We start from the raw sequence: 19,446 nt of genomic DNA, 5'->3' as shown, positions 1-19,446 counted from the left end.
TCCCAGAATTCCGATCGTTCTGCGGATCACGGTCCGGCTCAGCGCGGGGCCAGGATCATGATCATCTGACGGCCCTCCATGCGGGGCTCGTACTCGACCTTCGCCACGGGCTCGAAGTCGGCCTTCACCTTCTGCAGCAGCTTCATGCCGAGTTCGGGGTGGGCCAGTTCGCGGCCGCGGAAGCGCAGGGTGATCTTCACCTTGTCGCCTTCCTCGAAGAAGCGGTGCATCGACCGGGCCTTCACGTCGTAGTCGTGCTGGTCGATGTTGGGCCGCAGCTTGATCTCTTTGATCTCGACGACCTTCTGCCGCTTGCGCGCCTCGTTCTTCTTCTTCTGTTCCTGGAACTTGAACTTGCCGTAGTCCAGGATCTTGCAGACGGGCGGATCCGCGTTGGGGACGATCTCCACCAGGTCCAGACCCACTTCCTGCGCGGCCTCGATGGCGGCGGAGGTGGGCATCACGCCCTGCTTCTCACCGTGCTGGTCGATGAGGAGGACGCGGGGGACGCGGATATCTTCGTTCATGCGCGGCCCTTCCTTGACGGGCGGCGCTTGCATGGGGCGGCGAATAGGCAGTGCTCCTGGAGCTGTTGAAACGAGAGTGTCGAACGCAAAAACGCCGGCGCGCCGCAGGCGCTCCGGGCTCACCTCAGTATATGACGAAGGCGCCCTGCGGTATCAAGGTCGCGCGGAGGGGGCAGGGGCCAGGGAGTTCGCCGCCTGCGCCACTTGCGCCACACTGATGTCGGCCAGGTTGTCCGACTGGAGGATGGCCACCCGACCCCGGGGCGCCGATAGCGCCGGGTCCGAGCTCTTTCCGAAGATGACGATCGTGGGGGCGCCGGCGGCGGCGGCCAGGTGCAGGGGGCCCGTGTCGTTGCCGACCGCCAGCGCCGCCTTGGCGCCCAGGATGGCGACCCGGGCGAAATCGGTGCGGCCGGTCAGGTCTCGGGCCCTCGGCGTCTGCCGCTGGATGGCGTGGGCCAGCGCGGTCTCCTGGGGGCCGCCGATAATCACGATGTCGAAGCCGCGCGAGTAGAGGATCTTCGCGAGCTCGGCGTACTTCTCCAGCGGCCAGCGCTTGTCGAGGCGATGCGCCGAGCCGCCCGGCACGAACATTACATAGGGCCGCGGCTTCACCGCGCCCGGCACCGGGCGCTCGGCGGGCGCCTGCTTCAGGATCCACGACAGGTCTGGGGGCGGAGCCGTCCCGGGCTCGGTCGGCGCGTCCGGCCAGATGCCGGCGTACATGAGCTGGTCGGCCTGCCGCTCCAGGGTGTGCATCTGGTTTCGCAGCGGGTTCCTGTGCGGCAGCGAGCAGCCGAAGGCGATGCCGGACCAGGCCGGCGGGCCGGGCCGCAGGAGCTGGAAGATGCGGTTCGACTGGGCCGAGGTCTGCAGGTCGTACACCCGCGTCGGGTTCATGGCCTTCAGACGCTTCCGGAGCGCCATCCACTCGGGGAAGCTCTCGGGCCGGCCGCCGGTGTCCACGGCGTTGAAGTAGGGGCAGGTCTTGGCCAGCGCCTCGAACGGCGGCGTCGTCAGCAGCGTGATGTGCGCCTTCGGATGGGCCTCGCGGATCTTCTTCATCGCGGCAAGGGCCAGCACGAAGTCGCCCAGCGCCGACAACTTGATGACCAGGATGCGCTCGACGGTGCGGGCCATCAGCGGCGGCCTTCCAGCACGCGCTCGTAGGCGGCCAGGGTCGCCGAGCACATGGCGTCGTTCGAGTAGAGCTGGTGGGCCCGCGTCTGTCCGATATGGCCCATCTCGCTGCGCTTGCCGACCCCGGAGTCGATCGCGAGCGCCAGCGCCCGCATCCACGCTTCGGGGTCGCCCGGCGGAACCAGCCAGCCGGTGACGCCATCGACCACCGTTTCCGTGACGCCGCCGTGGTTGGAGGCGATCACGGGGCGACCCATGGCCTGCGGCTCCACCGCCGCGCGGCCGAAGGACTCCGGAACCGTCGTCGGCAGTATCGCGACATCGGCGAGCAGATAGGCCGCGGGCATGTCGTCACAATGGCCGACGATCCTTACGGCCTCCTGAAGGCCGGCGTCTGCGATCTCGCGCCGCAACTCCTCAGCGTAGCCGGTGCGGCCCTGATCGTCGCCGGCGAAGAGAATCAGGAAGTCGTGGCGCCCTTCCGCCGCCAGCCGCCGCGCAGCCTCGATGATCGTCAGGTGTCCCTTGATACGGGTGAGGCGGCCAGCCAGCAGCACCTTCACGCGTCCGTCGTCCGGCGCCACGCCCCAGGCTTTCCGCAGGGCATCCACCCGGTTCGGCGTCACCAGCCCCGGATCGAAGCGGCCGAAGTCGACGCCTCGCGGGATCGTCACCACCTTCGCCGGGTCGATCGCATGTTCCGACAGGATGTGGTCGCGGGTGTACTCGGAATTGGCGATGACCAGGTCGCCCCGCGTCATCACCGCATTGTACCAGCGCTTGAGGCTGCTCTTGGCCTTGTAGACCCCGTGGTAGGTCGCGACGAACGGCGTGCCCGTGGCATGGGCAGCCCAGAGCGACGCGAAAGCCGGCGCGCGGCTGCGGGCGTGGACGATCGAGACCTTTTCCTGGCGGATCAGCGCCACGAGCCGAGCCGCGTTTCCCAGCATCACCAGCGGGTTCTTGGTCTGCACGGGCATCTGGGCCAGCCGCCCGCCGTCGGCGATCAGGCGCTGGGTCATCCGCCCGCCGGCCGTGGCGACCAGGGCCGTGCCGCCGGCGCGCACCACCGCCTGGGCGATGTCGATCGTGCTCTGCTCGGCGCCGCCGGTCTCGAGCTCCGGGATGACCTGCAGAAGGGTGAAATCGGAGGGAAGAGCCACACGCCTTCTCTAAACTGAGTTGGCGCCGCCTGCTAAGAGGCTCCCATGAGCGAAACGAGCGAATTTCTCGAACGGCCTGACGGCGAGCGGCTGGCTTGGCGGAAGGTCGACGGCGCAGGCCCTGCGGTGGTGTGGCTGGGCGGCTTCAAGTCGGACATGGCGGGCACGAAGGCCCAGGCGATCGCCGAGTGGGCGCAGGCGAACGGCCGCGCTTACGTCCGCTTCGACTATTTCGGACACGGCGAGTCCTCGGGCGACTTCCGGGACGGTACGATCACCCGCTGGCGCGAGGACGCCCTGGCGGTTCTGGATGCGCTGACCGAGGGGCCGGTGGTGCTGGTGGGGTCGTCGATGGGCGGCTGGGTGGCCTGCCTGGCGGCCATGGCCGTTCCCGAGCGGGTGAAGGCGATGGTTCTGATCGCGCCCGCGCCCGACTTCACCGAGAAGCTGATGAAGCCCGAGATCCCGCCGGAAGGCCTGGCTGACCTCGCGCGCGACGGCGTCTGGCTGCGGCCCAGCGAGTACGGCGAACCCTATCCGATCACCGCGGCCCTGCTGGAGGACGGCGCCCGCTGGTCGATCCTCGAGGCTCAGGAGGTCCCGATCGAGGCGCCGGTGCGGATCCTCCAGGGCGGCGAGGACCCCGACGTGCCGTGGAGCCACGCCCTTCAGCTCGCCCACGCGATCAAGAGCCCGGACGTGGTCTTCACCCTGGTCAAGGACGGCGACCACCGCCTGTCGCGGGCGGAGGACCTGACGCGGCTGATCTCGGCGCTGGAGGACGTGATCCTCTGAACCTCTCGGCCATGTGGCGCGCAGCGCCGCTCCTTCTTTCGCTGACCATCCTGTTCTGGGCCGGCAACTCGATCGCCGGCCGGGCGCTCGCCGGCCTCGTCCCGCCGGTGGCCCTGTCGTTCTGGCGCTGGCTGCTGGCGCTGGTTCTGGTCACGCCCCTGGCCTGGCCGCACCTCAGGCGCGACCTGCCTGTGCTGCGCGCCCGTTGGCGCATCGTGGTCGCGCTCGCGCTGATGGGCGTCGCGAGCTTCGGCGTACTGCTCTACTTCGGCCTTCACACCACCACGGCGCTGAACAGCGTCGTCATGCAGGCGGGCATCCCGCCGCTCGTCATGCTGTTCGGGTGGCTTGGGCTGAAGGATCGCGTGAACCGCTGGCAGGTCGCGGGAATGGCGCTGTCGCTGACCGGAGTGCTCGCGGTGGTCACACGAGGTCGACCGTGGGATCTGATGCACCTCGGCCTGAACGCGGGCGACGGCCTGATCCTGATCGGCGTGGTGCTCTACGCCGTCTATTCGCTGATGCTGCGGCGGCGGCCGGACGTCCACCCGCTCAGCCTGCTCTGGGCGACCTTCGCCGTCTCAGCCCTGGCGCTGGCCCCGCTTTATGCCGTCGAGATGGCGCTGGGCGCGCGCATGGTGCTCTCGGCCAAGGCCCTGCTCGGCATCGCCTACGTGGCGGCCCTGCCGTCGTTCGCCGCCTACCTGTTCTTCAATCGTGGCGTGGAGCTCGTGGGCGCGGCGCGGGCCAGCCAGTACATGCACCTGCAGCCCATCTTCGGCGCGGTGCTCGCCGTCCTTCTGCTGGGCGAGCGTTTCCAGCTCCACCATGCGCTCGGCATGGCGCTGATCCTGGTCGGCATCGTCGTGTCCGGACGAAAGCCGCGGTGCTAGCCGCCCGCGGCAAGCACCGCCGCCAGCCCTTCACGGTAGCTCGGATAAGCCGGTCGCCAGTCCAACTCCGCCTTGGCGCGGGCGTTCGAGACCCGCTTGCTCTCGGCGTAGAAGCGCATGGCCGCGGGCGTAAGCTGGGCTTCGGCGAGGGGAACCTCCTGCGGAACCGGCAGGCCGAGGAGCTCGGCCGCATAGGCGACCACGTCCGGGTTCGGCGCCGGCTCGTCGTCACAGAGGTTGTAGATCCCGCCCGCCCGCGGCCGGGCGATCGAAGCCGCAAGGCCCGCGGCCAGGTCGTCGACGTGGATGCGCGAGAACACCTGGCCGGGCGCTACGATCCGCCGGGCCTTGCCTTCCCGCAGCCGGTCGAACGCCGAGCGTCCGGCGCCGTAAATCCCTGGCAGACGGAAGACCGTTACGGTCAGGCCCATGCCGCGGCCGACCTCCAGCCAGTCGCGCTCGGCGCCGACGCGGCGCGCGCCCTCCACCGATTGCGCCGCCAGCGTGCTGCGCTCGCTCACCCAGCCGCCGCGGCGGTCGCCATAGACGCCGGTGGTGGAGAGATACCCCGTCCAATCCGGGAAGGCCTGCGCGTGGGCCAGCGCCGGGACGAGCGCGTTCAAGCCCGGGCAGCCGTCCGCCCCCGGCGGCGCCGTGACGAGCAGCGCCTGCGCCTTGGCGAGTTCGCGGACCAGGGCTTCGCGATCGTCCACATGCACCGGCGTCACGCCGTCGGCCAGCAGGGCGTCGGGCGTCCCGCGATGGGTCGCCGCCGCCGTCCACCCCTGCCGCATCAGCCGGCGTGCGAGCGCCGAGCCCGAGAAGCCATAGCCGAAGACGAACAGCCGCAACCGCTACTCCGCCGCCACCTTGGCGGTATGCGCCGCCAGCGCCTGGGCGCGTTCGGCGTTCCAGGCCGAGACGCAGGGGATCTTCGTCAGGTCGGCCCGATGCGCATAGGCGCGCGCCGTCTCGGAGATCTCCATGAGCAGGCCGTCTTCCAGTGTGATCGGCTGCAGGCCATAGCCCAGCAGCCGGCGGTTCTCCACGCAGAGCTCGTTCTCGTCCGCCTCGGCGCGGGGGTTCGGCATGTGCGCCACCTCGGCGCCGGCCAGTCTGGCCACCATCGCCGCCAGGTCGCGGACCCGCCAGCATTCGGTCATCTGGTTCATCACCTTCACCCGATCGCCGCGTGCCGGAGGATGGGCGAGGGCGAGCTCCACGCAGCGCACGGTGTCCTGGATGTTGATGAAGGCCCGCGTCTGGCCGCCGCTGCCGTGCACCGTCAGCGGATAGCCCAGCGCCGCCTGCATGAGGAACCGGTTCAGCACCGTGCCGTAGTCGCCGTCGTAGTCGAAGCGGTTCACCAGCCGCGGGTCCATCCGCGTCTCGGCCGTCTGCGCGCCCCAGACGATGCCCTGGTGCAGGTCGGTGATCCGCAGGCCGTCGTTCCGCGCGTAGAACTGGAAGAGCAGGGCGTCCTGGGTTTTGGTCAGGTGGTAGATCGAGCCCGGATTGGCCGGATACAGGATCTCCTTCGGGGCCCAGCCGTCCGCCGTCTCCACCTGCACGGTCAGGTAGCCCTCCGGGATCGCCACGCCCGCCGTGCCGTAGCCGTAGACGCCCATCGTCCCCAGGTGGGCCAGGTGCACGTCGAGGCCGCTCTCGACGATCGCGGCCAGGACGTCGTGGGTGGCGTTCAGGTTGTTGTCGATGGTGTAGCGCTTGTGGGCGGCCGACTTCATCGAATAGGGCGCGGCCCGCTGCTCGGCGAAGTGGACGATGGCGTCGGGCCGGAAGCCTTTCAGCAGGTCGACCAGGCCGTCGAAGTCCTTGCCGACGGTGAGGTCGTGCGCGGCGATGGTCCGCCCCGAAACCTCGCGCCAGGCGGCCAGCCGCTCGGCCATGGGCGAAATCGGCGTGAGGGAGCCGGCGCCCAGCTCCTCGTCGATGCGCCGCCGCGAGCCGTTGTCGACGATGCCGACGTCGTGGCCGCGCGCCGACAGGTGCAGCGCCGTCGGCCAGCCGCAGAAGCCGTCCCCGCCGAGGATCAGTACCCGCATTCCCGCTCCCCGTCCCGAGAGCCCCCACCGCGGTTAGGGCTATCGCACCCCGGGCGACGGGGGAAGTCCGGCCGTCACAGGAGTTCGTGGATCGCCTTGCGGGCGGCGTCCTTCAGCTCGGGCCGCATCAGCGCGAAGGCCACGTTTGCGCGCAGCAGGCCGATCTTGTCGCCGCAATCGTAGGTGACGCCCTCGTACTCCAGGGCGTGGAAGTCCTGGATCTTCATCAGGTTGGCCATGCCGTCGGTGAGCTGGATCTCGCCGCCGGCGCCGCGCTCCTGGGTCTCCAGGATCTCGAAGATCTCGGGCTGGAGGATGTAGCGGCCGGAGATGAACAGGTTCGAGGGCTCCGTGCCCGGCGCCGGCTTCTCGACCATGCCGGTCATGCGGTTCAGCCGGCCGTCCTGACCGTCGAGGGCCACGATGCCGTACTTGTGGGCCTCGCCCTCGGGCGCCGGTTCGACGACGACGATGTTACCGCCGGTCTTTTCGTAGGCGGTGACCGCCTGCGCCAGCGCCGGCGGGTTCGCCGCCATCAGCATGTCCGGCAGCATCACCGCGAACGGCTCGTCGCCGATGATGTCGCGGGCGCACCACACGGCGTGGCCCAGGCCCAGCGGCGCCATCTGGCGCACGAAGCTCATTTGGCCGGGCTGCAGCACGTCCCGGCGCACGTCGGCCAGGATATCGGTCTTGCCCTTGGCCTCCAGCGCCTGCTCGATCTCGGGACTGGCGTCGAAATAGTCCTCGATGGCGCCCTGGCCCCGGCCGACGATGAACACGAAGTGTTCGATGCCGGCGGCTCGCGCCTCCTCGACGATGTAGGACAGGATCGGCCGGTCCACGACGTTCAGCAGGTTCTTCGGCGTCGTCTTGGCGCCGGGCAGCACCCGGGTCCCCAGTCCGGCCACCGGCAGGACCGCCTTGCGCACACGCTTCGTCATTCATCCCCTCCGAACGCTCCGGACCCGTCCGAAGCTCAGCCTTGGCTCGCGGCTCTCAGAACGCCGCAGGGCCGGCTGCGATCCCGGTCGGCGGCATGCCTGTACTGGTGTGATCACGATTTTGCGATCACGGGAAGTTGTGCAACGCTCCTCGCGGGGGATTCACCCCTAGGGAGCCAACCAAAATGAAGCTTCGCATTCTGACCGTTGCCGCCGCCGGCGTCATGGCCCTGGGCCTCGCCGCCTGCCAGAAGAAGGCTGAAGAAGCTCCGGCCACCGACGCCGCCGCCACCGCGCCGGCCACCGACTCGATGGCCACGACCGCGCCTGCGACCGACTCGATGTCGACCACGGCTCCGGCCGCCGACGGCATGGCCGCGACGCCGCCGGCCGACGCCACGGCGCCGACCACCACGCCGCCGGCCACCACGGGCGAAACCGCTCCGGCGCCGAAGTAAGGAATTCCCAGCCGAACGGCTGAACTGCGACGGCCGCCCCCTCGGGGCGGCCGTTTTGCTTTGCCGCTATTCGACGGTGACCGACTTCGCCAGGTTGCGCGGTTGGTCGACGTCCGCGCCCTTCTGCACCGCCACGTGGTAGGCCAGGAGCTGCACCGGCGCCGACAGCACCAGCGGCGCGATCAGCGGATCGCACTTCGGCGCCGTCACCACGATGCGGGCGCCCTTCGGCGCGTGCTTCTCGCCTTCGGGGTCGGTGATGAAGATCACCTGGCCGCCTCGGGCCATGACCTCCTGCATGTTGGACGCCGACTTCTCGAAGTAGCTGTCCATGGGCGCCAGGATGACGATGGGCGTCTGCTCGTCCACGAGCGCGATCGGCCCGTGCTTCAGCTCGCCGGCGGCATAGCCCTCGGCGTGGATGTAGCTGATCTCCTTCAGCTTCAGCGCGCCTTCCAGGGCCAGCGGATACATCGGCCCGCGGCCGAGGTAGAGCACGTCCCGCGCCTTGGCCACGTCCTGGGCGATGCTGCGGACAGCGTCCTCCAGCTTGATGGACTCGGCGATGAGGCGCGGCGCCTCCAGGAGCACCTTCACGAGGCGCTGCTCCTCGGCCTCGTCGATCTTGCCCCGGGCGCGCGCGGCGGCGATGGCCACCGCGGTCAGCACCGAAACCTGGGCGGTGAAGGCCTTGGTGGAGGCGACGCCGATCTCCGGGCCGCAGTGGATCGGCCAGACCACGTCCACCTCGCGGGCCATGGTCGATTCCGTGGCGTTGACGACGGCGGCGGTCTGCATGCCCTTGCCCTGGCAGAAGCGCAGGGCGGCCAGGGTGTCGGCCGTCTCGCCCGACTGCGACATGGCGATGGCCAGCGCGCCCGCCCGCAGCGACGGCTGGCGATAGCGGAACTCCGAGGCGATCTCGACGTCCACCGGCAGGTCGGCCATCTGCTCGATCAGGTACTTGCCCAGCAGGCCGGCGATGTACGAGGTGCCGCAGGCCACGATCTGCACGCGCTCCAGGCCCGCCCAGTCGATGCCGCCCGAGACCGCCGCACGGTTGGAGATCGTGTCCACATAGGCCGAGATGGTGCGCTGGCACCCCTCGGGCTGGTCGTGGATCTCCTTCTCCATGAAGTGCCGGTAGTTGCCCTTCTCGACCAGGGCGGCCGAGGCCGGCACGGTGCGCATCGGCCGGTCTGCGGGCTGGCCCGTCTCGTCGAAGATCCGCGCCGAGTTGTGATCGATGGCGACATAGTCGCCTTCGTCCAGGTAGCTGATCCGGTTGGTGAAGGGGCCGACCGCCAGGGCGTCCGAGCCGATGAACATCTCGCCGTCGCCGTAGCCTACGACCAGCGGGCTGCCGCGCCGGGCGCCCATCACCAGGCCATCCTCGCCTTCCACCAGCACCCCTAGCGCATAGGCCCCGGTGAGCTGATCCAGCGTCGCCTTGAAAGCCTCCAGCGGGGCCTTTCCGGTCTCCAGCTCGCAGTCCAGCAACTGCGCGATCACCTCGGTGTCGGTCTCGCTCTCGAACGTGCGGCCCTTGGCCTGCAGCGCCTCGCGCAGCTCGGCGAAGTTCTCGATGATCCCGTTGTGCACGAGCGTGACGCGGCCGGCCTTGTGCGGGTGGGCGTTGACGGTGTTCGGGCGCCCGTGGGTGGCCCAGCGCGTGTGGCCGATGCCGACGGTGGCGCGCAGCGGCTCGTCCGCCAGCACCTCTTCCAGCGCCTTGATCTTGCCCGCCGCCCGGCGACGCTCGAGCTTGCCGTCCACGATCCCCGCCACCCCGGCGGAATCATAGCCGCGGTATTCCAGGCGCTTGAGGCTGTCGATGAGCCGGTCCTGGACGGGTTTCGTCCCCACGATGCCGATGATGCCGCACATGTGGCTCGCGCGTTCCTTGTGCTAGAGGCAGAGGTTCGACCCTGTAACGCCGCGGCTTTAGCATCGGCTAAGGTCCGGGCCACTAAATCTCAGTTTCCAAACGTTTCGAGGCGGATCGATGAGCAAGCGCGCCTACTTCGGCACCGACGGGATCCGCGGCCAGGCCAACCGGCATCCGATGACGGCCGAGGTGGCGCTCAGGGTCGGCATGGCGGCTGGCAAGCTGTTCATGTCCAAGGACGACCGCCGCCACCTCGTCGTGATCGGCAAGGACACCCGGCTCTCGGGCTACATGATCGAGCCGGCCCTGGTGGCGGGCTTCACCAGCGTCGGCATGGACGTCCGCCTGTTCGGCCCGCTGCCGACGCCGGGCGTTGCTATGATGACCCGCTCGCTCCGCGCCGACCTCGGCGTGATGATCTCCGCGTCGCACAACCACTTCGCCGACAACGGGATCAAGCTGTTCGGCCCCGACGGCTACAAGCTCTCGGACGAGCAGGAGCTGGGCATCGAGGCGCTGATGGACCAGGGCCTGCAGGAGGGCCTCGCGCCGCCGGACAAGCTTGGCCGGGTGCAGCGGATCGACGACAGCCAGGCGCGTTACGTCGAGATCGCCAAGGCCACGTTCCCCAAGGGCCTGAGCCTCGCCGGGATGCGGGTGGTCATCGATTGCGCCAACGGGGCGGCCTACAAGGTGGCTCCCGAGGCGCTGTACGAGCTGGGCGCCGAGGTGATCCGCGTCGGGGTCTCGCCCAACGGCTTCAACATCAACGAGGAGTGCGGCTCCACCCACCCGCTGGCGATGTCGAAGATGGTCAAGGAGTACCGGGCCGACATCGGCATCGCGCTGGACGGCGACGCCGACCGCCTGGTGATCTGCGACGAGAAGGGCCAGGTCGTCGACGGCGACCAGATCATGGCCATCATCGCTGACAGCTTCGCCAAGGGCGACAAGCTGAGGGGCGGCGGCGTGGTCGCCACGGTCATGTCGAACCTCGGGCTGGAGCGCTACCTCGCCGACCGGCAGCTGAGGCTGGAGCGCACCGCCGTCGGCGATCGCTACGTCATGGCGCGGATGCGCGAAGGCGGCTTCAACCTGGGCGGCGAGCAGTCCGGCCATCTGATCCTCTCGGACCTCTCGACCACCGGTGATGGTCTCATCGCGGCGCTGCAGGTGCTGGCCGTGCTGAAGGAGTGCGACAAGCCGATGAGCGCGCTCGCCCGCCAGTTCGAACCGGTGCCGCAGCTTCTCGAGAATGTCCGCTTCAGCTCGGGCAAGCCGCTGGAGGACGCCCAAGTGAAGCAGGCCATCGCGGACGCCGAGGCCCGCCTCAACGGCTCGGGCAGGCTGGTGATCCGCCCGTCCGGCACCGAGCCCCTGATCCGGATCATGGCCGAAGGCGACGACGCCAAGCTGGTCAGCCAGGTGGTCAGGGAGATCGCCGGCGCCGTGAAGAAGGCGGCCGCCTAGGCGGCTCTGCAAAGCCGCAGAGCGGGTCTGCGCCCGCCCCTTATTGTGCAGCTACGCCACCGTCTTTAAAGCCCCGCGCTCCGCGAACGCCGGCCGATGACCGGCGGCCCGCGGCGAGGATTTGGGGAGATTTTCGATGCGTGTCGTGAAGTGGGCCGGCTATGGCCTGGCCGGCGTGGCGGTGTTCGTCCTGTTCGCAGTCGCGGGCGCGTTTGCGGCGTCGGAGGCGATGATCCGCTGGCCTGCCGGGGAACGCCCGGCTCAGTTCGTGTCCGCCACGCCGCCCATGACCGGCTCGGCCGAGCGCGGACGCCGCCTCGCCGTTCTGAACGGCTGCCACGATTGCCACGGCGATCGGCTACAGGGCCGGCTCTTCCACGACGATCCTGCAATCGTGCGCGCCTGGGGCCCGAACCTGACGCGGGTCGCGGCGCAACAGACCGACAGCCAGCTCAACGCCGCCATCCGTCATGGCGTCGGCGGGGACGGGCGCCAGCTGTGGGTGATGCCCTCCAGCGCGTTCGCCCAGCTGTCGGACCGGGAGACCGCCGACCTGATCGCCTACGTCCGCAGCTTCCCGGTCGCCGGCGAAGATCAGCCGCGCCTGGAAGTCGGCCACGTCGGACGGCTCGGCGTCCTGCTCGGCAAGTTCCGATCGGAGCACGCCCTGCTGAAGGCCGGCGTTCCCCCGCTGCCCAACCTCGGACCGCAGTACGCCCAGGGCCGCGCGGTCGCCCGCCTCTGCGTGGAATGCCACGGCGCCGACCTGAAGGGCTCGGAGGCGACGAAGAGCCCCGACCTGACCATGGCCGCATCGTACGACGACGCCGATTTCCGGCGCTTGCTGCACCAAGGCGTCGCCGCCGGCGGCCGCAGGCTCGACAACCTGATGGGCGCGGCCGCCCGCAGCCGCTTCACCGCGCTCACCGACGCCGAGATCCAGGCGCTGCATGCCTATCTGAAGGCCCGCGCCGAGCGGGAGATCGCCGCAGCGCAGTAGGCCCCCGCGGAGATTTGCGCCGGATTGCGGCGGCAGAACGCAGTTCGAGATTTCTGCGCAGCAACCCTACCCAGGCCTTAAGCCTTGTGTCACAGTCGTTACAACCACCGGACTTGAGCCGGGGACCAAAGAGCAAGACTTGGGAGGAAATATGCGGCGCGACCTCGCCCATTGGGGTGTGGCGCGGCAAGCCCGGCGTCCCGCGACGTCCATCGCCTGCCTCGCTTTCGTAGCTTTGCTTGCCACCGCCTTCTGGGCCGGCGTGGTCTGGATCGCCCAGGCTTTCATGGCGCTGGGAACCCTGGGCTTCTAGCCCGCCGGAGTTCTCGGGCGCCCGCGGGCGCTCAAGGCCTGCCGACGCTGTCGTATTCGAAGCCGCGCGCCTTCATGTCGTCGGGCTTGTAGATGTTGCGCAGATCGATGAGCACGGGCTTGCGCATCAGCAGCTTGATCCGGTCGAGATCGAGCGCCCGGAACTGGTCCCACTCCGTGATGATGACGAGCGCGTCGGCGCCGGCGGCCACCGCGTAGGGATCTTCGCGGAAGTCCACATCCGACAACATGTGCTTCGCTTCGGAGAGGCCCTCCGGGTCAAACGCCTGCACGCGGGCGCCCTTGTCCTGCAGGGCGGGGATGATCGCCAGCGACGGCGCATCGCGCATGTCGTCGGTGTTCGGCTTGAACGTGAGCCCCAGGACGCCGACCGTCTTGCCCTTCACCTCGCCATCCAGCGCCTTGATCACCTTGCGCGCCATCGCCCGCTTGCGCTCGTCGTTGACCTTGACGGTCGTCTCGATGAGCTCGACGGGAGCGCCATAGTCCCGTGCGGTGCGCACCAGCGCCAGCGTGTCCTTCGGGAAGCAGGAGCCGCCGTAGCCGGGGCCGGCGTTCAGGAACTTGTTCCCGATCCGCCCATCCAGGCCGATGCCCCGGGCCACCTGCTGGACGTCGGCGCCCACGGCTTCGCACAGGTCGGCGATTTCGTTGATGAAGGTGATCTTCAGCGCCAGGAAGGCGTTGCCGGCGTACTTGATCAGTTCGCTGGTTCGGCGGCCCGTGAAGACCATCGGCGTCTCATTGAGGTAGAGCGGCCGGTACAGCTCGCGCATGACGTCGCGGGCGCGCTCGTCGTCGGTGCCGACCACCACGCGGTCCGGCCGCTTGAAGTCCTCGATCGCCGCCCCTTCGCGCAGGAACTCCGGGTTCGAGACGACCGCCACGTCCGCGTCGGGCCGCACGCGCTTGAAGATGGCCTCGATTTCATCGCCGGTGCCCACCGGGACGGTCGACTTCGTCACCACGACGGTGAAGCCGTCCACCAGGCCCGCCACTTCCTCGGCTGCGGCATAAACGTAGGAGAGGTCCGCATGGCCGTCGCCGCGCCGCGAGGGGGTGCCCACGGCGATGAACACCGCATCGGCCTCGCGCACGGCCTCGCGCGCCTCGGTGGAGAAGAAGAGGCGGCCCGCCTTCACGTTCTGGGCGACCAGCACGTCGAGGCCCGGCTCGTAGATCGGGATGCCGCCCGCCTTCAGGCGCTCGATCTTGCCCGCGTCCTTGTCGATGCAGGTGACGGTGTGCCCGAAGTCGGCGAAGCAAGCCCCGCTGACCAGGCCCACATAGCCCGTCCCGATCATCGCAACCTTCATTCAGCGGTCCCCCGAAACTCTGCGCCTGGCCTCGAAGACGTCCGTGGACGTCGGAATCAGATTTCCTGGTTATAGGCGCCCACTTGTGACCGTTTCGCGAGGCGCGGCTTCACCTCTTCGCGGAACAGGCGGCGCATGTCGTCCTCGGACTGCGTGCTCTCCACCACGACCACCAGCTCGGGCTTGTTGGATGAGGCGCGCACCAGCACCCACGAGCCGTCCTCCAGGGCCACGCGGACCCCGTTGACGGTGACGAGGTCGGTGATCTTGCGGCCCAGGATGGTCCCGCCGGCGTTGGCGAATTCGGTGTATTCGCGGACGACGTCGTCGACCACGCCGTACTTCTCCTCGTCGGCGCAGTGCGGGCTCATGGTCAGGGAGGTGAAGGCCACCGGCAGGGCCTTCTTCAGGTCGGAGAGCTTCTTGTCGGGGTTGCGGTCCAGCATCGACAGGATCGCGGCGGCGGCCACCAGGCCGTCGTCATAGCCGCGCCCGATCGGCGGGTTGAAGAAGAAGTGGCCGCTCTTCTCGAAGCCGGCCAGCGCGCCGAGTTCGGCCGTCTTGCGCTTGATGTAGCTGTGGCCGGTCTTCCAGTAGACCGTCTTGGCGCCGTTGGCCTTCAGCACCTCGTCGGTGGCGAACAGGCCTGTGGACTTCACGTCGACGATGAAGGTGGCGTCCTTGTGCAGGACCGAAAGGTCGCGGGCCAGCATCAGGCCGATCTTGTCGGCGAAGATCTCCTCGCCCTCGTCGTCCACCACCCCGCAGCGGTCGCCGTCGCCGTCGAAGCCCAGGGCGACGTCGGCGTCATAGCGTCGGACCGCCTCGGCCATGGCGTGCAGCATGACGCTGTCTTCGGGGTTCGGGTTGTACTTCGGGAAGTTGAAGTCGAGATCGCAGTCCATCTCGATCACCGTGGCGACGCCCATCCGGCGCAGCGCTTCCGGCGCGAAGGCCCCGGCCGTGCCGTTGCCGCAGGCCGCGATCACCTTCAGCGGCCGCTTCAGGCTGGCGCGGCTCGCCACGTCGGCGATGTAGCGCTCGGCCACGCCTTCGACGTGCTGAACCGAGCCGCCGGGGCGCTCCGCCCACTCGCCCTTCAGGACGATCTCCTTCAGCCGGCCCATCTCGTCGGGGCCGAAGGTCAGCGGCTTCTGGGCGCCCATCTTCACGCCCGTCCAGCCGTTCTCGTTGTGGCTGGCGGTGACCATGGCCACGCAAGGGGCGTCCAGGTCGAACTGGGCGAAATAGGCCATCGGCGAGACCGACAGGCCGATGTCCAGCACCTCGCAGCCGGCGGCGACGAGGCCGATGGTCAGCGCCTGCTTGATCGACAGCGAATAGGACCGGAAGTCGTGGCCCACCACGATCCGCTTCTGGCCGAGCTCCTGGATGTAGGTCCCAAGGCCAAGGCCCAGCGCCTGGATGCCCAGCAGGTTGATCTCGGGACCGAAGAGCCAGCGGGCGTCGTATTCGCGGAAGCCCGTGGCCTTCACCAGCGGCCGGATCTCGTAGTCGAAGGTGTTCGGGACAAGGTCGGCTCTGGGGGCAGGCAGCATCGGAACTCCGGCGTTACGGGTCGCGGGTCTCTTTACTTGGCGGATCGATCCCCGGCCAGCCGAACGCATAAGGCGCAGCTTGGGTCCGTCCTTTTCATTTGATCGTGCGATCCCTCGGGACCTACATCACCCCGGCGCGCAGCAGGTCGTGGACGTGCAGGATGCCTACGGGGCGGCCGTCCTCGACGACGAACAGCACGGTGACCGCCGGCGCAGGATCGCTCATCAGCGCCAGCGCCTCGCCCGCCAGCATGTGCGGCGGAGCGGTCTTTTTCGGACCGCGGGTCATCACCTCGCCCGCTGTGTGGTCCATCAGGCCGTCGATGTGGCGGCGCAGGTCGCCGTCGGTGATCGCTCCCAGAAGGCGCCCGTCCGGCGCCACCACGCCCACGATTCCCCAGCGCATCTGCGTCATGACCAGCAGGGCCTGGCGCATCGGCGTCTCGGGTGAGACCAGCGGCAGTTCCTCGCGCCCGTGCATCAGGTCGGCGGCCGTCCGCAGCATGGCGCCCAGCTTGCCGCCAGGATGGAAGATCCTGAAGTCGGTCGGCTGGAACCCGCGGCGCTCCAGCAGCGCCACCGCCAGGGCGTCGCCCATGGCGAGCTGCAGGGTCGTCGACGTGGTCGGCGCATTCACCGCGTCCGTGGCTTCAGGCGCGTCCGGCAGCAGCAGCACGATGTCGGCCGCCCGCGCCAGGGTGGCCTCGGCCGCCGCCGTCAGGGCGATCAGCGGGATGCCGAACCGCGCCGCATACGCGATCACGTCCGCCAGTTCGCGGGTCTCTCCGGTCTTGCTCAGCGCGAGGATGACGTCGTCGGCGCCGATCATCCCCAGGTCGCCGTGGCTCGCCTCGCTGGGGTGGACGAAGGCCGCGGTGGAGCCGGTGGACGCCAGGGTGGCGGCGATCTTGCGGGCGATGTGGCCCGACTTGCCCATGCCCGTGCAGATGATCCGCCCGCGGGCGGCGAACAGCGTCTCGACGGCCTTGGCGAACGGCTCACCCAGTTCGCGCGCCATCCGGCCCAGCGCCTCGGCCTCGGTCTCCAGGACGCGGCGGCCAACGGAGATCGGATCGTGGCCGCTCATTGCGAGGGCGCCAGCGCCTGGTTCTGGATGTTGCGGACAGCCTCGCGCGCCTGGTCGGTCCGCTGCATCGCGGCCTCGTGCTCGCGCTTCATGGCCGCCTGCACCGCGGCCGTCCGCTGTACCGGCGTGTGGCCGAACGGGGCGGGCGAGCGGTCGCCCAACCCTTGCGGCCAGACGAGCGCGAGCGCCACCGCCGCTGCGGCGGCGAGAGCCAAAAAGGGGAGGTAGAGGCGGTCCAGCATCCGGCGTTCTATAGCCCGCGCCGACTTGACGGCGAAAGCCTCGGGTCCTAGCCGCTCTCTTCCCGCCAAACAGGAGCGCCGCCTTGCCCACCCTGATCCTGCTGCGTCACGGCCAGAGCCAGTGGAACCTCGAGAACCGCTTCACCGGCTGGGTGGACGTCGACCTGACGCCCCAGGGCGAGGCCGAGGCCAAGAAGGGCGGCGAGCTGATCGCTCAGGCGGGCCTCGCCATCGACCGCTGCTTCACCTCGGTGCAGACGCGTGCGATCCGCACCTCCTGGCTGGCGCTGTGGGCGGCGAAGCAGGCCTTCGTGCCAGAAACCAAGGACTGGCGGCTGAACGAGCGGCACTACGGCGGCCTGACCGGCCTCAACAAGGCCGAGACCGCCGAGAAGCACGGCGAGGAGCAGGTCAAGATCTGGCGCCGCTCCTACGACATTCCGCCGCCGCCGCTGCCCGCCGGCTCGGAATACGATTTCTCCAAGGATCGCCGCTACGCCGGCGCCAAGCTGCCCGACACCGAGAGCCTGAAGACCACGCTGGATCGGGTGCAGCCCTACTGGGAAAGCGACATCGCGCCGTTCCTGAAGAAGGGCGAGACGCTGTTGATCGCCGCCCACGGCAATTCCCTCCGGGCCATCGTCAAGCTGCTGTTCGGGGTGGGCGACGACGCGATCGTCGGCGTCGAGATCCCCACCGGCAACCCGCTGGTCATCGAGCTGGACGAGGGCCTGAAGCCGACGTCCGCGCGCTATCTCGACGCCGCGCGTGCCACGGAGCTGCCGGCGGTCTAGGTTCGTCGCATGACCGACGAGGACTTCATGCGGCGGGCCATCGCGGTCGCCCGAGCCCAGCTCGGCCGCACCGGCGATAATCCGGCCGTCGGCTGCGTGATCGTCCGCGACGGCAGGGTGGTCGGAGAGGGCGCCACCGGCGACGGCGGCCGCCCTCACGCGGAAGAGGTCGCCCTGACTCGGGCGGGCGAGGCCGCCCGCGGCGCGACGGCCTACGTCACCCTCGAACCCTGTGGTCAGCGCTCCTCCGGCGCCGCCTCCTGCAGCGAGCTCCTGGCGCGCGCGGGCGTCGTCCGGGTCGTCGTGGCGTCGCGCGACCCCTCGGTGTTCGCCGCAGGTCGCGGCGAGGTGCGACTGCGTGCGTCGAACATTGCGTTCGACCAGGGGTTGTTGAGCGCCGAGGCGGAGGACCTCTACGTGGGGTACTCGCCCGCTAAATCTATGCAAATACGTCGTTAATCGGTCAGACCGTAACGTGGTTCGAATCGTCGCCGGACCTCGTCCCGAATGCCCGTCACCGAAACCCGGACGCTCGTTCACGTCCGCCTGACCCAGGCGGAGGCGGACGCCGTCTGCGCCAAGCATGACCGGCTGTGGACCTCCAAGCCGGGCGGCGCCCGGGCGGTTTTCGCTTGGAAGGACCTGTCCGGGCTCAACCTGGCCGGCCGCAATCTCTGCGACGCGGACTTCACCGGCGCGATCCTGAGCGACAGCAACCTGGCGGGCGCGCGCCTCGACAATGCGACGTTGTTCGGCGCGGACCTGCAGAACGCCAAGCTGAACGACGCTTCGCTGCGTCGCGCCGACCTGCGCGCCGCCTGCCTGCGCAACGCAGACCTGACCGGCGCAGACCTCTTCGAAGCCGACCTGCGCGAGGGCCAACTCGCCGCCGCCGACCGCAAGTTCGGCTTCCGCCGTCTGGAAACCGGGGCGCCCACCAAGCCCGGAGAGATGCAGGGCGCGATCCTGGCGGGGGCCAACCTCGAACGCTCGCGTCTCTCGGGCGTCATGGCGGTGCGCGCCGATTTCACCGATGCGGTGCTGCGGGACGCCAAGCTGATCCGGGCGAACCTCAAGCAGGCCTCGATGAAGGGGGCCAATCTGTCGGGCGCGGACCTGTCCGGCGCCGACCTCGCGGGCGCCGACCTGCGCGACGCCGTGCTCGTGGGCGCCAAGACGGTGGCCTGGAACGTGATGAACGCGAACCTGGCCGGGGTCCTGACCGACGAGCCGGCGGGCAAGCTCGCCACCGGCATGCCCTACAAGACCATGATCCGCGACCACGCGCGCTGGTGCGAGACGGCGGGCGAGGAAGGCGCGCCATCGGTCTTCGACGGCGCCGACCTGCGGGCGCTGGGTTCCATCCGCGGCTTCAACCTGACGGCGCTTTCGGGCCGGGGCGCGATCTTCTACGGGCTCGATATGGAAGGCGTTCAACTCCAGGGAGCCCACCTCGAGGACGCCGACCTGCGCAACTGCAACCTCCGCCGGGCGGATCTGCGCGGGGCCCGTCTCGTGGGCGCGAAACTCTCGGGCTCGGACTTGCGCGACGCCCAGATGGGGCCGTTGCTGTTGGGCGGCGACCGGGTGATGCCCTGCGATCTCACCGGCGCGCAGCTCAAGAGCGCCGACCTCAGCGGCGCGGACCTGCGGCAGGCAATCCTCGACCAAGCCGACCTGAGCCGGGCCAACTTCCAGGGCGCCGTGCTGCGCCAGGTCAGGCTCACGGGCGCGACCCGCCAGGGCGCGCGCGGCCTGGACGACGTGATCTGAC

General features: G+C 69.4%; 20 protein-coding genes. 9 read left to right on the top strand and 11 right to left on the bottom strand.

All coding sequences use genetic code 11. The annotated features are described in order from the left end of the window. Positions 1-38: 38 nt before the first annotated feature. The 3 genes from infC to ACO2Q0_RS17570 all read right to left on the bottom strand — a co-directional run bounded on the left by infC (position 39) and on the right by ACO2Q0_RS17570 (position 2,830). Positions 39-560, bottom strand: a complete 522-nt coding sequence (gene infC, locus ACO2Q0_RS17580; protein WP_423352817.1) for a translation initiation factor IF-3 — start codon at positions 558-560, stop codon at positions 39-41. A 120-nt stretch (positions 561-680) separates the two neighbouring features. After that, on the bottom strand, positions 681-1,667 hold the full coding sequence (locus ACO2Q0_RS17575) for a glycosyltransferase family 9 protein (RefSeq protein WP_423352816.1): 987 nt from the start codon (positions 1,665-1,667) through the stop codon (positions 681-683). Further along, positions 1,667-2,830 carry a glycosyltransferase family 4 protein gene (locus tag ACO2Q0_RS17570; RefSeq protein ID WP_423352815.1) on the bottom strand — a complete coding sequence of 388 codons (1,164 nt, stop codon included), beginning with the start codon at positions 2,828-2,830 and terminating at the stop codon, positions 1,667-1,669. The genes ACO2Q0_RS17575 and ACO2Q0_RS17570 overlap by 1 nt, the downstream gene beginning before the upstream one ends. Before the next feature lie 45 nt (positions 2,831-2,875). Between ACO2Q0_RS17570 and ACO2Q0_RS17565 the strand changes: the two genes are divergently transcribed. Both ACO2Q0_RS17565 and ACO2Q0_RS17560 read left to right on the top strand, forming a co-directional pair. Next, on the top strand, positions 2,876-3,625 hold the full coding sequence (locus ACO2Q0_RS17565) for an alpha/beta fold hydrolase (protein WP_423352814.1): 750 nt from the start codon (positions 2,876-2,878) through the stop codon (positions 3,623-3,625). 11 nt (positions 3,626-3,636) lie between these two features. Then, complete coding sequence (locus tag ACO2Q0_RS17560) at positions 3,637-4,518, top strand: DMT family transporter (RefSeq protein ID WP_423352813.1); 882 nt, start codon at positions 3,637-3,639, stop codon at positions 4,516-4,518. Here ACO2Q0_RS17560 and ACO2Q0_RS17555 read toward each other — a convergent pair. The 3 genes from ACO2Q0_RS17555 to ACO2Q0_RS17545 form a co-directional block, all read right to left on the bottom strand. After that, positions 4,515-5,369, bottom strand: a complete 855-nt coding sequence (locus ACO2Q0_RS17555) for an SDR family oxidoreductase (RefSeq protein WP_423352812.1) — start codon at positions 5,367-5,369, stop codon at positions 4,515-4,517. The genes ACO2Q0_RS17560 and ACO2Q0_RS17555 overlap by 4 nt on opposite strands. A 3-nt stretch (positions 5,370-5,372) precedes the next feature. Then, positions 5,373-6,581, bottom strand: coding sequence for an NAD-dependent epimerase/dehydratase family protein (locus ACO2Q0_RS17550; RefSeq protein WP_423352811.1), 1,209 nt, complete (start codon positions 6,579-6,581; stop codon positions 5,373-5,375). 74 nt (positions 6,582-6,655) lie between these two features. Then, on the bottom strand, positions 6,656-7,525 hold the full coding sequence (locus ACO2Q0_RS17545) for a UTP--glucose-1-phosphate uridylyltransferase (RefSeq protein ID WP_423352810.1): 870 nt from the start codon (positions 7,523-7,525) through the stop codon (positions 6,656-6,658). 185 nt (positions 7,526-7,710) lie between these two features. Here ACO2Q0_RS17545 and ACO2Q0_RS17540 point away from each other — a divergent pair, with 185 nt between their 5' ends. After that, a complete protein-coding gene (locus ACO2Q0_RS17540) occupies positions 7,711-7,983 on the top strand; it encodes a hypothetical protein (RefSeq protein ID WP_423352809.1) in 273 nt (90 codons plus the stop codon). A 66-nt stretch (positions 7,984-8,049) separates the two neighbouring features. Here ACO2Q0_RS17540 and glmS read toward each other — a convergent pair whose 3' ends face one another. After that, positions 8,050-9,870: a glutamine--fructose-6-phosphate transaminase (isomerizing) gene (gene glmS, locus ACO2Q0_RS17535; protein ID WP_423352808.1), complete on the bottom strand. Its 1,821-nt coding sequence runs from the start codon at positions 9,868-9,870 to the stop codon at positions 8,050-8,052. 118 nt (positions 9,871-9,988) lie between these two features. On the opposite strand from glmS, the gene glmM reads away from it, so the two are divergent. The 3 genes from glmM (at position 9,989) to ACO2Q0_RS17520 (ending at position 12,654) form a co-directional block, all read left to right on the top strand. Beyond that, entirely contained in the window at positions 9,989-11,341 is a 1,353-nt protein-coding gene (glmM, locus tag ACO2Q0_RS17530) for a phosphoglucosamine mutase (RefSeq protein WP_423352807.1), read from the top strand. A 136-nt stretch (positions 11,342-11,477) separates the two neighbouring features. Next, positions 11,478-12,341 carry a c-type cytochrome gene (locus ACO2Q0_RS17525; protein WP_423352806.1) on the top strand — a complete coding sequence of 288 codons (864 nt, stop codon included), beginning with the start codon at positions 11,478-11,480 and terminating at the stop codon, positions 12,339-12,341. Positions 12,342-12,492: 151 nt separating this feature from the next. Further along, positions 12,493-12,654: a hypothetical protein gene (locus tag ACO2Q0_RS17520; protein WP_423352805.1), complete on the top strand. Its 162-nt coding sequence runs from the start codon at positions 12,493-12,495 to the stop codon at positions 12,652-12,654. 31 nt (positions 12,655-12,685) lie between these two features. On the opposite strand, the gene ACO2Q0_RS17515 is transcribed toward ACO2Q0_RS17520, so the two are convergent. The 4 genes from ACO2Q0_RS17515 to ACO2Q0_RS17500 form a co-directional block, all read right to left on the bottom strand. Beyond that, a complete protein-coding gene (locus ACO2Q0_RS17515; protein WP_423352804.1) occupies positions 12,686-13,990 on the bottom strand; it encodes a UDP-glucose dehydrogenase family protein in 1,305 nt (434 codons plus the stop codon). Between the two features lie 56 nt (positions 13,991-14,046). Beyond that, positions 14,047-15,549, bottom strand: a complete 1,503-nt coding sequence (locus ACO2Q0_RS17510) for a phosphomannomutase/phosphoglucomutase (RefSeq protein ID WP_423352803.1) — start codon at positions 15,547-15,549, stop codon at positions 14,047-14,049. Positions 15,550-15,670: 121 nt separating this feature from the next. After that, positions 15,671-16,636 carry a KpsF/GutQ family sugar-phosphate isomerase gene (locus tag ACO2Q0_RS17505; RefSeq protein WP_423352802.1) on the bottom strand — a complete coding sequence of 322 codons (966 nt, stop codon included), beginning with the start codon at positions 16,634-16,636 and terminating at the stop codon, positions 15,671-15,673. Further along, positions 16,633-16,878, bottom strand: coding sequence for a hypothetical protein (locus ACO2Q0_RS17500; protein WP_423352801.1), 246 nt, complete (start codon positions 16,876-16,878; stop codon positions 16,633-16,635). The genes ACO2Q0_RS17505 and ACO2Q0_RS17500 overlap by 4 nt, the downstream gene beginning before the upstream one ends. An 83-nt stretch (positions 16,879-16,961) precedes the next feature. Between ACO2Q0_RS17500 and gpmA the strand changes: the two genes are divergently transcribed. The 3 genes from gpmA to ACO2Q0_RS17485 are packed head-to-tail and all read left to right on the top strand — an operon-like array spanning position 16,962 to position 19,445. Further along, positions 16,962-17,672, top strand: a complete 711-nt coding sequence (gene gpmA, locus ACO2Q0_RS17495; RefSeq protein WP_423352800.1) for a 2,3-diphosphoglycerate-dependent phosphoglycerate mutase — start codon at positions 16,962-16,964, stop codon at positions 17,670-17,672. 9 nt (positions 17,673-17,681) lie between these two features. Beyond that, positions 17,682-18,131 (top strand): deaminase, encoded by a 450-nt coding sequence (locus ACO2Q0_RS17490; RefSeq protein WP_423352799.1) that lies wholly within the window; start codon positions 17,682-17,684, stop codon positions 18,129-18,131. 48 nt (positions 18,132-18,179) lie between these two features. Beyond that, a complete protein-coding gene (locus ACO2Q0_RS17485; protein ID WP_423352798.1) occupies positions 18,180-19,445 on the top strand; it encodes a pentapeptide repeat-containing protein in 1,266 nt (421 codons plus the stop codon). Position 19,446: the final 1 nt, after the last annotated feature.

The sequence above is a fragment of the Phenylobacterium sp. VNQ135 genome (assembly GCF_049445735.1).
Taxonomy (GTDB): Bacteria; Pseudomonadota; Alphaproteobacteria; order Caulobacterales; family Caulobacteraceae; genus Phenylobacterium.
The sequence above is the reverse complement of the archived record's forward strand: the minus strand, read 5'-3'. Positions and strand labels throughout refer to the sequence as shown.

Bases quoted from the DNA above. Each gene is read 5' to 3' on its own strand.
- infC (WP_423352817.1), bottom strand. From the start codon at position 560: ATGCAAGCGCCGCCCGTCAAGGAAGGGCCGCGCATGAACGAAGATATC.
- ACO2Q0_RS17575 (WP_423352816.1), bottom strand. From the start codon at position 1,667: ATGGCCCGCACCGTCGAGCGCATCCTGGTCATCAAGTTGTCGGCGCTG.
- ACO2Q0_RS17565 (WP_423352814.1), top strand. From the start codon at position 2,876: ATGAGCGAAACGAGCGAATTTCTCGAACGGCCTGACGGCGAGCGGCTG.
- ACO2Q0_RS17560 (WP_423352813.1), top strand. From the start codon at position 3,637: ATGTGGCGCGCAGCGCCGCTCCTTCTTTCGCTGACCATCCTGTTCTGG.
- ACO2Q0_RS17550 (WP_423352811.1), bottom strand. From the start codon at position 6,581: ATGCGGGTACTGATCCTCGGCGGGGACGGCTTCTGCGGCTGGCCGACG.
- ACO2Q0_RS17545 (WP_423352810.1), bottom strand. From the start codon at position 7,525: ATGACGAAGCGTGTGCGCAAGGCGGTCCTGCCGGTGGCCGGACTGGGG.
- ACO2Q0_RS17540 (WP_423352809.1), top strand. From the start codon at position 7,711: ATGAAGCTTCGCATTCTGACCGTTGCCGCCGCCGGCGTCATGGCCCTG.
- glmS (WP_423352808.1), bottom strand. From the start codon at position 9,870: ATGTGCGGCATCATCGGCATCGTGGGGACGAAACCCGTCCAGGACCGG.
- glmM (WP_423352807.1), top strand. From the start codon at position 9,989: ATGAGCAAGCGCGCCTACTTCGGCACCGACGGGATCCGCGGCCAGGCC.
- ACO2Q0_RS17525 (WP_423352806.1), top strand. From the start codon at position 11,478: ATGCGTGTCGTGAAGTGGGCCGGCTATGGCCTGGCCGGCGTGGCGGTG.
- ACO2Q0_RS17520 (WP_423352805.1), top strand. From the start codon at position 12,493: ATGCGGCGCGACCTCGCCCATTGGGGTGTGGCGCGGCAAGCCCGGCGT.
- ACO2Q0_RS17515 (WP_423352804.1), bottom strand. From the start codon at position 13,990: ATGAAGGTTGCGATGATCGGGACGGGCTATGTGGGCCTGGTCAGCGGG.
- ACO2Q0_RS17510 (WP_423352803.1), bottom strand. From the start codon at position 15,549: ATGCTGCCTGCCCCCAGAGCCGACCTTGTCCCGAACACCTTCGACTAC.
- ACO2Q0_RS17505 (WP_423352802.1), bottom strand. From the start codon at position 16,636: ATGAGCGGCCACGATCCGATCTCCGTTGGCCGCCGCGTCCTGGAGACC.
- ACO2Q0_RS17500 (WP_423352801.1), bottom strand. From the start codon at position 16,878: ATGCTGGACCGCCTCTACCTCCCCTTTTTGGCTCTCGCCGCCGCAGCG.
- ACO2Q0_RS17490 (WP_423352799.1), top strand. From the start codon at position 17,682: ATGACCGACGAGGACTTCATGCGGCGGGCCATCGCGGTCGCCCGAGCC.
- ACO2Q0_RS17485 (WP_423352798.1), top strand. From the start codon at position 18,180: ATGCCCGTCACCGAAACCCGGACGCTCGTTCACGTCCGCCTGACCCAG.